Consider the following 10,112-nt stretch of genomic DNA (forward strand, 5'->3'; position numbering starts at 1 on the left):
CTCATAGATAAGATGGGGAGAGTTGCGATACATCCTAAAATACGGATGACGGTGTTTTCGACCATCAGGTGCAGCGTTAAAAATGAACACAGAAAACATAACCCTCCTATCAATGCTGTGATCAGCATGAAATCAGGAAGTTTCCGCCCAGAATCTTCAGTGGAATTTATAAAAAGAGCGTAATGACCGTAAATGCTGGTCGTGGACTCTGTGTATGCACTTCCGTGAAATACATTGTAGACAGAATTGAAATATGCATGGCCGTGGGCGGTATCGGCGGCCTGACTTCGTCCGAAGATATTTGGCGTGTAGAAGGTATAGGTCATCAGCATGGTCAGCCCGCTGTAAAATAAAAACCATAATCCAGGTTCTGACAGGTATCCTGGAAATGCCATACGCTGAAAAACACGAGACATGCGATCAGGCCAGGACAATGACAAGCAGCAGGGCAGATTATGCCAGATGTATTTGTATGACACCCCTCCGGTGAGGTTTCCCTCATTAAAAAAGAAACGGTTAAAAAGAGCAGTGTTCCAATTGAAAACAGTGTGAAACATAGAAAGCGCACTGCACGGTGCTGTAAAAAGCTGCATGCCCGAAAGCAGAATATGCGGTAAAAAAGCAGGAACGAAAGACAAAATAAAATGACGGTTCCCGCAAAGACAATTAAATTGATGTTGCCTGCGGATGAGATAAAAGCTGAAAGTGCCGGTATCTTCAGACAGGCGGTAAAAAACACGGCTGCGGTCAGTGCGGCCAGAATACCGGAAAATAAGCTGTTCTCCTCTGAGTGGTTCATGGCAGATCCCCCCTTTATGGTAATAAATATTAATCCGTAACTGTTCAGGACGGCACATCTTCCTGACCGAAAAAGCCGGTCAAGAAGCATCAAATGTTCATCCGATGTGGAAATTGGTGTAGAAAGCGACTTACAAGCAAAGCTTGACGCAGCTTTCTGCACCAATTTCCCCGCCGTCCTGAACTGTTACGTTAATTCTATCATCTGCAGAAAGAATGCTTTTGTCAAGTTATTTTTGGCATTTGGGAAACTTTAAGCTCAGGTAGAATGATTGGAAGTGGATGAGTCATATATTAAGAGGAAGATATGATGGCAGGTGTCTATGGATCGAAAAAAATGGAAACCCGTTGTAGACATTATGTTGGGATGTCTGCTGCTGGTGGGCGTGTACTATTTATCGCGGGAAGGAGCGCGTCTGGTCACGCAGGAACTGCAGGGCCGTCAGACTGTAGTGATCGATGCCGGTCACGGCGGTGATGATCCGGGAAAAGTGGGGATCAATAACGAACTGGAAAAGGATCTGAATCTGGAAATTGCCAAAAAAGTAGAGAAACTGCTTCAGGAGTCGGGATACCAGGTGATTATGACTCGCACGAAGGATGAGATGCTCTGCGGCAGGGGAAGCCAGAATAAAAAGGCGGAGGATCTAAAGAAACGGTGTCAGATCATCAACGAAAGTTCCGCAGACTGTGCAGTCAGTATTCATCAGAACAGCTATTCTGATGAAGCCGTGAAGGGTGCTCAGGTTTTCTATTTTGAACATTCCGAGGACGGAAAACAGCTGGCGTCCATGCTCCAGAATGCACTTGTGGATGGACTCGACCCTCAAAACCACAGAAAAGAGAAGGGGAACATCACATACTACCTGCTGAAGAAGACAGAGGTTCCAATCGTGATCGTTGAATGTGGATTTCTGAGCAATTCAGAGGAGGCTGGAAAGTTAAAGACAGAAGCATATCAGGATAAGGTTGCGGCCGCAGTAACCGCAGGTGTCAGGGAATATCTGGGGGATTCCTGAGTTTTCCCAAAAAGAGAGTTCCATTTTACAAAATTCAATGCTATAATAAAATGGATTGTGTAAAGATTTATTACAAGAGGATGACTATGGAAACGAAAATTGTAAAGGTGGACCGGAAACATCCACAGGAGGACATCATGAGGGAGGCCGGACAGATTTTAAAGGACGGCGGCCTGGTGGCGTTTCCGACGGAGACCGTGTACGGTCTGGGAGGCAATGCACTTGACGTGAACGCATCTCATAAGATCTATGCGGCCAAGGGACGACCGTCGGATAACCCGCTGATCATTCATATAGCGAACCTGGAAGACATGGACGCGTTAGTGACTGAGATACCGCCTGCGGCAAAACACCTTGCGGGCACATACTGGCCCGGTCCCCTGACTATGATATTTCCCAAGAGCGAATGTGTGCCGTATGAGACGACAGGAGGACTTGAGAGTGTTGCAGTCAGAATGCCCAGTCACAGTATTGCACAGATTCTGATCAGGGAGGCTGGCGGATACGTGGCTGCACCAAGCGCTAACACATCCGGGAGGCCCAGCCCCACGCTGGCGGAGCACGTGATCGAAGATTTGAATGGGAAGATTGATATGATCATTGACGGGGGTAGTGTAGGAATCGGGCTGGAGTCCACGATTGTGGATTTTACAGAGGATATACCCACGATACTGCGGCCGGGTTATATCAATGAAGATATGCTTCGGGAGATTCTGGGGGAAGTCAGGATGGATCAGGGACTGATCGCGGAAGATATGGATATTCACCCAAAGGCTCCCGGTATGAAATACAGACATTATGCGCCGAAGGGATCGCTTGTGATCGTAGAAGGCAGGCAGGAAAATGTGACGGCTGCAATCCAGAAAATGGCGGATGAAAAAATCGGCCAGGGATACTGTGTTGGCATCATCGGTACGGATGAGACGGTTGACGCCTATAAATCAGGAGTTGTCAAGAGCATCGGGGCACGCGAAGATGAAGCCGGGATCGCGCGGCATCTTTACCGGGTGCTGCGGGAATTTGATGACAGCGAAGTTGCATATATTTATTCGGAGTCTTTCCACACTCCTAAAATGGGACAGGCTATCATGAACCGTCTGCTGAAGGCGGCAGGACACCAGATTATAGAGGTTTGAGGAGCACCACAGTGAAGTATTATAACAAACTGATCTTCGTAGATGAAGATGATAACAGCAGAGCACCGATGGCAAAGATCATTATGAAAAGCAAATTCCTTCTCGGACCGCTGGATATTGAATCCAGAGGTCTCGTTGTGCTGTTTCCGGAACCGATGAATCAGAAGGCGGAGGCGGTGCTGATCAGCAACGGCTACAGTGTGACGACCCATGAGGCCAGACAGCTGCAGCAGGAAGATCTGGGGGAAGATGTTCTGGTACTTACGATGGAGGATGCACAGAAGGAAAAAATCTGGGAAAACTATGAGCATGCACATCACGTTTATACGCTGACTGAATATATCAGCCTGCGGGGTGAACTCCCTCCTCTTTACGGGGAACCGTTAAAGGAATACGGAAAATGTTATGAGACGCTGGAAGCTCTGATCGGAGGCATCGTAATCCGCCTTAACGAAGAGGAACAGCAGGAGCAATAGGAGAGGAAACATAATGGGGACAAAAAGAGAAGACTATATAACCTGGGATGAATATTTTATGGGTGTTGCAATCTTATCCGGAATGAGGTCAAAAGATCCCAACACACAGGTTGGAGCCTGTATCGTAAGCGCAGATAATAAAATCCTGTCGATGGGATATAACGGTTTTCCCACCGGATGTTCGGACGATGAATTTCCGTGGACAAGGGAGGGAGCACCGCTTGATAACAAATATTTTTATAGCACGCACAGCGAGCTGAATGCGATTCTGAATTATCGCGGCGGCAGTCTGGAGGGGTCAAAGCTTTACGTCTCACTGTTTCCGTGCAACGAGTGTGCGAAGGCTATCATTCAGGCAGGTATCAAGACGATTATCTATGACTGTGATAAATATTCGGGTTCAGATTCCGTTGTTGCTTCCAAGAGAATGCTGGACGCTGCGGGGGTGCGTTATTATCAATACAACAGGACAAACCGGGAAATCACATTCCGTGTTTAAAATATATTCAGGTAAAAAGGAGAAATTATGGCTAAGGAAAAGAAACTGGTTGAAGCGATTACTTCCATGGAGGAAGATTTTGCGCAGTGGTATACGGATATTGTAAAAAAGGCAGAGCTGATTGACTATACAAGCGTAAAAGGCTGTATGGTAATCAAACCGGCTGGATATGCGATCTGGGAAAATATTCAGCATGAGCTTGACAGACGGTTTAAAGAGACGGGAGTTGAGAATGTATATCTTCCGATGTTTATTCCTGAAAGCCTTCTGCAAAAAGAAAAGGACCATGTGGAAGGCTTTGCGCCTGAGGTTGCATGGGTGACACACGGCGGACTGGAACCGCTTCAGGAGCGTCTCTGTGTCAGGCCGACTTCCGAGACATTGTTCTGTGACCTGTACGCCAAGGATGTCCATTCTCACAGGGATCTTCCGAAGCTGTACAATCAGTGGTGCTCTGTTGTGCGCTGGGAAAAGACGACGAGACCGTTCCTCCGCTCCAGAGAATTCTTATGGCAGGAAGGCCATACTGCACATGCAACGGCAAAAGAGGCAGAAGAACGTACGATCATGATGCTGAATGTGTATGCAGATTTCTGCGAGGAAGTGCTGGCTATTCCTGTGATCAAAGGAAGAAAGACGGATAAGGAAAAGTTTGCCGGGGCAGAGGCAACGTATACAATTGAATCCCTGATGCATGATGGTAAGGCACTCCAGTCCGGAACCAGTCATAACTTTGGGGATGGGTTTGCACAGGCATTCGGTATCCAGTATGCCGATAAAGATAACCAGTTGAAATACGTACATCAGACCTCATGGGGCATGACGACTCGTATGATCGGAGCTATCATTATGGTACATGGAGACAACAGCGGACTGGTATTGCCTCCGCGCATTGCACCCGTGCAGGTAATGGTCATTCCGATCCAGCAGAAAAAAGAAGGCGTTCTGGATATGGCGGACAAAGTCTGCAGCAGTCTGAGGGCATCGGGTGTTCGAGCACGACTGGATGATTCGGATAAGAGCCCGGGCTGGAAATTCTCAGAGCAGGAAATGAGAGGAATACCAGTGCGTATCGAGCTGGGACCGAAGGATATAGAAAATGGTCAGGCTGTGCTGGTTCGCCGTGATACAAGAGAAAAGACTGTTGTGGCACTTGACGAGGCTGCAGCAAAAGCACAGGAACTGCTCGTGACGATTCAGAAGGATATGCTGGACAGAGCGAGGGAACACCGTGATTCCCATACCTACGTGGCACAGGATTATGAAAGCTTCCGGAAAACAATTGAAGAGAAACCGGGGTTTGTTAAGGCTATGTGGTGCGGCTGCCAGGAATGTGAGGAAAAGATCAAAGAGGAGACACAGGCAACGTCCAGATGCATACCGTTTGAGCAGGAACAGATCGCTGATACCTGTGTCTGCTGTGGAAAACCGGCAGTGAAGATGGTGTACTGGGGTAAAGCATATTAATCTTAAGGAGAGTGCGTATGAGACTGAGACTGCCGCCGGCGGTTTGGATGATCATTGACAAGCTTACACAGAGTGGATATGAGGCATATGCTGTCGGGGGGTGTGTGAGGGACAGTGTACTGGACCGCTCACCGGATGACTGGGATATCACTACGTCTGCGACCCCCGGACAGGTGAAAGAATTGTTTCGTCATACTGTGGATACCGGGCTGGCGCACGGTACGGTAACCGTCCTCGTCTCCGGGGAAGGATTTGAGGTGACTACGTACCGTATTGACGGAAAGTATGAGGACGGACGACATCCCAAAGATGTGACATTTACACCGAATTTGTCAGAGGATTTAAAACGGCGGGATTTTACGATCAATGCGATGGCATACAGTCCGGCTGCCGGGCTGATCGATATATTCGGCGGCATGCAGGATCTGCAGAGACACAGAATTCGCTGTGTGGGGGAACCCGCACAGCGTTTTTCAGAAGATGCCCTGCGCATTCTGCGGGCTGTCCGATTCTCTGCCCAGCTGGGCTTTACAATCGAGGAGAATACGAGAAAAGCAATTCGGAAACTGGCTCCCACCCTGTCCAAAATCAGTGCAGAGAGAATTCAGACGGAGCTCGTGAAGTTGTTGATGTCACCGCGGCCCACGATGATCCGCGAGGCATATGAGACGGGCATCACGGCCGCAGTGCTGCCGGAATTCGACGAGATGATGTGCACGCCGCAGAATAACCCGGATCACGTGTACTCAGTGGGGGAACATACACTGGAAGTGCTGCGCCACATTGAGAAAGACAAGGTGCTGAGAATCGCTGCACTGCTGCATGATGTCGGAAAGCCGGCGGTGAGGACGACGGATGAAAATGGTGTCGATCACTTTAACGGGCATCATAAAGCAGGGGCTGATCGCGCCAGAAGTATCTTAAAACGTCTGAAATTCGACAACGATACCATTGAACAGGTTAAGAATCTGGTATACTGGCATGATACGAAGACGCAGGCGGAAGAGCGTCTCGTCAGACGTGCGGTGCACCGTATCGGAGAGGACCTGTTTCCGCGTCTTTTGAAGCTGCAGTATGCGGATACGATGGCACAGAGCGGCTGGTACAGGCAGGAGAAGCTCAGACGCCTGGAGGGTGTCAGTGTGCTGTTCGATAAGATTGTTTCAGAGAAACAATGTGTATCCCTGAAGACCCTGAAACTGTCGGGCGGTGACCTCATGGCGCTGGGGATGAAGCCGGGACCTAAGATCGGAATCGTGCTGCAGGAAGCACTGGAAGAGGTTCTCGATGATCCGGCACGGAATACCAGGGAGTACCTGCTGGCATTTGCCGGGAAAAAAACGGCAGGGAAACAGACAGTGTGAGAATGCATCAGACTGCTCCGTCCATAAATTGTATATTTTTTACCCCTTCAACATAAGATAGAAAGAGCTTATGGTGAGGGGGTTTGTTATGTACGATTATGGGTTAAGTGTAATGGAACAGTATGGACTGACAGTAAAGTCATCGTACCGGGGACGCGGAGCGCTGATCTGTGAAACTCAGCGCGGACTTAAGATAGTAAAAGAGTACCGGGGATCGGAGAAGAAACTGGAGCTTCAGAGGAAACTGCAGCTTCATATTCTGGAGAGCGGAGAGACCAGAGTGGACTGTGTGCTGGAAAATGAAGAAGGAAAGCTGGTCTCCAATGACAGAGATGGTATTCCGTATGTGGTAAGAGAATGGTTTACGGGGAGAGAATGCGATACAAAGTCCGCAAGTGATGTTCTTGAAGGGGTGAAAGCGCTTGCCCGGTTACATAATGTCATGCAAATGCCGCTGGAGGAGAATTACCGGAAGGAGTCTCTCCTGGATGAATGTACACGGCATAACCGGGAAATCAGGAAAATAGGAAATTTCATCCGAAAGAAAAATTCCAGAACAGATTTTGAAATGCAGCTTCTTCGCTGTATGGACAGCTTTCTGAAACAGGGCGAGACGGCTGTGGAACAGCTTGAACGTTCCGGTTATCAGGAGCTGTACCAAACGGCGATGGAAACGGGCAGTGTCTGCCATGGTGAGTGTAATCAGCACAATATAATATGGACGGGCGGTCGCCCGACACTGATCAATTATGAAAAATGGAACTATGATGTTCAGGTAGCTGACCTGTATCAGTTTATGAGAAAGATACTGGAAAAACATAACTGGGATATCGGACTTGGAAAAAGCATGCTCACAGGATATCACAGCGTTAAACCACTTTCTGAGGAGGAAGTACTCAATCTGAAGATCAGGCTTTCTTATCCCTGGAAATTCTGGAAACTGGTCAACTATTATGCAAACAATCACAAAGCCTGGATTTCGGGGCGCAACTCGGAAAAACTTCAGCTGGTCATGAGGCAGCAGAAGGCGTGGTCGGAATTTCTAAAAACCTGTTTTTCTGATTTCCTTTTTCCGTCAGATACGCTATAATAAGAGAAAAGAAGCTGGTAGGAGGTACCTTTATGAACTATAAGGAAACATATGAATTGTGGGTGAATTCACCTTACTTTGACGAAGAAACCAAGGCAGAGCTTAAAAGTATTGCAAATGATGAACAGGAAATCAAAGAACGTTTTTATAAGGACCTTGAATTTGGTACTGCCGGTCTCCGCGGTGTGATCGGTGCAGGGACCAATCGTATGAATATTTACGTAGTGAGAAAGACCACACAGGGTCTTGCAAACTATATTGCCGGGCTGAATGCAAAAGATCAGGGCGTGGCCATTGCATTTGACTCCAGAAGGATGTCTCCGGAATTTGCGAATGAAGCAGCGCTGTGTCTGGCAGCGAACGGGATTAAAGCTTATATTTTTGAATCACTGCGTCCGACACCGGAACTCTCCTATGCAGTTCGTAAGCTTGGATGTATCGCCGGCATCAATATCACAGCCAGCCATAATCCGCCGGAATATAATGGATATAAAGTATACTGGGAGGACGGTGCCCAGATCACACCGCCTCATGATTCCGGAATCATGGATGAAGTTCAGAAGGTTACAGATTACAATGACGTGAAAACAATGGACAAAGATGCCGCCCAAAATGCAGGAATGTACGTTGTTATCGGCCGGGAAGTTGACGATGCATATATGGAAGAACTGAAAAGCCAGGTGCTCCATATGGATGCTATCAGGGAGACCGCAAAAGATCTGAAGATCGTCTACAGCCCGCTGCATGGAACCGGAAATATTCCCGCGCGCCGCGTGCTTCAGGAGCTGGGATTTGAAAATGTGTACGTTGTAAAAGAGCAGGAACTTCCGGACGGGGAATTCCCTACTGTCAGCTATCCGAATCCTGAGGCTGAAGAGGCTTTTACACTTGGTTTAAAGCTGGCGAAGGAAGTGGATGCAGATCTGGTGCTTGCAACGGATCCGGATGCTGACCGGCTTGGCGTGTACGTGAAAGACCGTGAAGGTAAATATCATACGTTGACCGGAAATATGTCGGGCTGCCTTCTTGCAGATTATGAGATCGGACAGAAAAAAGCCCTGAAAGGCCTGCCGGATGACGGAGCACTGATTAAAACTATCGTAACGACGAATATGGCGGACGCGATCGCCAAATACTATGGTGTGAAATTAATCGAGGTGCTGACAGGATTTAAATTTATCGGACAGCAGATTCTGGGCTTTGAACAGAATAAGAAGGGAACCTATCTCTTCGGATTTGAGGAGAGCTACGGATGCCTGATCGGAACTCATGCGAGAGATAAAGATGCCATCGTGGCGACAATGGCACTCTGTGAAGCAGCAGCCTACTACAGGACCCAGGACAAAACGCTTTGGGATGCAATGATCGATATGTATGAACGCTATGGTTATTATAAGGATGACATTAAGGCCATCACTCTGAAAGGGATCGAAGGTCTGGAAAAGATTCAGGAAATCTTAAGCGGACTGCGGGAGAATCCGCCTGCGAAGATCGGAGCCTACGATGTTCTGTCCGTGAGGGATTATCAGAAAGACACGATCACTGAGACGGCAACCGGCGATGTGAAGCCGACTGGACTGCCAAAATCCAATGTTCTGTACTATGACCTGACAGATGATGCATGGGTATGTGTACGTCCGTCAGGAACAGAGCCTAAGGTTAAATTCTATTACGGTATCAAAGGTACATCTCTTAAAGATGCTGACTCGAAATCGGAAGCCCTGGGTAAAGAAGTGCTTGCCATGATCGACCGTATGATGTAATACCGGATGAATTTGGAGGACCCCATGGAAAAGACATACTCATTTGAAGAACTGAAAGAGATCATCGCGAAACTGAGAAGCCCGGACGGATGCCCCTGGGACCGCGAGCAGACGCACGAGAGTCTCAGAGCCTGTATGGTCGAGGAGGCCTATGAGGCAGTTGACGGGATACGCATCCTCTCTGAGACCGGGGCGTGGGACAACCTGTGTGAGGAGCTGGGGGATGTACTTCTGCAGGTGCTGATGCACAGCCGGATTGCCGAGGAGGAAGGGCTGTTTGGGCTTGATGATGTGATCCAGGGAATCAGTGAAAAGATGATCCGCAGGCACCCTCATGTGTTTGGGGACCAGAAGGCGGATGATTCCGGACAGGTTCTGGTAAACTGGGAGCAGATTAAAAAGCAGGAAAAAAAGGATCAGCCCGGGGTATCAGAACTGGAAGCTGTTCCGCACAGTCTTCCTGCCCTGATCCGCACATCAAAGGTCCTGAAAAAGATCGA

At 48.4% G+C, this 10,112-nt stretch carries 10 protein-coding genes; 9 read left to right on the forward strand and 1 reads right to left on the reverse strand.

Annotated elements, in window-relative coordinates:
* Positions 1 to 857 (reverse strand): hypothetical protein (locus MCG44_RS00475; RefSeq protein WP_240286171.1); only part of this gene is annotated, 857 nt, incomplete at its 3' end.
* A 264-nt stretch (positions 858 to 1,121) separates the two neighbouring features.
* Between MCG44_RS00475 and MCG44_RS00480 the strand changes: the two genes are divergently transcribed.
* From MCG44_RS00480 to mazG, 9 genes are all read left to right on the forward strand, one after another.
* Positions 1,122 to 1,817, forward strand: a complete 696-nt coding sequence (locus MCG44_RS00480) for an N-acetylmuramoyl-L-alanine amidase (protein ID WP_240286173.1) — start codon at positions 1,122 to 1,124, stop codon at positions 1,815 to 1,817.
* An 86-nt stretch (positions 1,818 to 1,903) separates the two neighbouring features.
* Entirely contained in the window at positions 1,904 to 2,953 is a 1,050-nt protein-coding gene (locus MCG44_RS00485; protein WP_240286175.1) for an L-threonylcarbamoyladenylate synthase, read from the forward strand.
* An 11-nt stretch (positions 2,954 to 2,964) separates the two neighbouring features.
* Positions 2,965 to 3,429 (forward strand): phosphotyrosine protein phosphatase, encoded by a 465-nt coding sequence (locus tag MCG44_RS00490; RefSeq protein WP_240286177.1) that lies wholly within the window; start codon positions 2,965 to 2,967, stop codon positions 3,427 to 3,429.
* Positions 3,430 to 3,442: 13 nt separating this feature from the next.
* Positions 3,443 to 3,928 carry a deoxycytidylate deaminase gene (locus MCG44_RS00495; RefSeq protein WP_240286179.1) on the forward strand — a complete coding sequence of 162 codons (486 nt, stop codon included), beginning with the start codon at positions 3,443 to 3,445 and terminating at the stop codon, positions 3,926 to 3,928.
* Positions 3,929 to 3,955: 27 nt separating this feature from the next.
* Positions 3,956 to 5,395, forward strand: coding sequence for a proline--tRNA ligase (gene proS, locus MCG44_RS00500; RefSeq protein ID WP_240286181.1), 1,440 nt, complete (start codon positions 3,956 to 3,958; stop codon positions 5,393 to 5,395).
* Positions 5,396 to 5,412: 17 nt separating this feature from the next.
* Positions 5,413 to 6,759, forward strand: coding sequence for a CCA tRNA nucleotidyltransferase (locus MCG44_RS00505; protein WP_240286183.1), 1,347 nt, complete (start codon positions 5,413 to 5,415; stop codon positions 6,757 to 6,759).
* An 88-nt stretch (positions 6,760 to 6,847) separates the two neighbouring features.
* Positions 6,848 to 7,849, forward strand: coding sequence for a CotS family spore coat protein (locus tag MCG44_RS00510; RefSeq protein ID WP_240286184.1), 1,002 nt, complete (start codon positions 6,848 to 6,850; stop codon positions 7,847 to 7,849).
* A gap of 32 nt (positions 7,850 to 7,881) precedes the next feature.
* Positions 7,882 to 9,612 carry a phospho-sugar mutase gene (locus MCG44_RS00515; protein ID WP_240286186.1) on the forward strand — a complete coding sequence of 577 codons (1,731 nt, stop codon included), beginning with the start codon at positions 7,882 to 7,884 and terminating at the stop codon, positions 9,610 to 9,612.
* Between the two features lie 24 nt (positions 9,613 to 9,636).
* A partial coding sequence (mazG, locus tag MCG44_RS00520) for a nucleoside triphosphate pyrophosphohydrolase (RefSeq protein WP_240286189.1) occupies positions 9,637 to 10,112 on the forward strand: 476 nt, incomplete at its 3' end.

This window comes from Lawsonibacter sp. OA9, assembly GCF_022440585.1.

Excerpts from the sequence above, each read along its gene's own strand:
- MCG44_RS00480 (WP_240286173.1), top strand. The coding sequence starts at position 1,122 with ATGGATCGAAAAAAATGGAAACCCGTTGTAGACATTATGTTGGGATGT.
- MCG44_RS00485 (WP_240286175.1), top strand. The coding sequence starts at position 1,904 with ATGGAAACGAAAATTGTAAAGGTGGACCGGAAACATCCACAGGAGGAC.
- MCG44_RS00495 (WP_240286179.1), top strand. The coding sequence starts at position 3,443 with ATGGGGACAAAAAGAGAAGACTATATAACCTGGGATGAATATTTTATG.
- proS (WP_240286181.1), top strand. The coding sequence starts at position 3,956 with ATGGCTAAGGAAAAGAAACTGGTTGAAGCGATTACTTCCATGGAGGAA.
- MCG44_RS00505 (WP_240286183.1), top strand. The coding sequence starts at position 5,413 with ATGAGACTGAGACTGCCGCCGGCGGTTTGGATGATCATTGACAAGCTT.
- MCG44_RS00510 (WP_240286184.1), top strand. The coding sequence starts at position 6,848 with ATGTACGATTATGGGTTAAGTGTAATGGAACAGTATGGACTGACAGTA.
- MCG44_RS00515 (WP_240286186.1), top strand. The coding sequence starts at position 7,882 with ATGAACTATAAGGAAACATATGAATTGTGGGTGAATTCACCTTACTTT.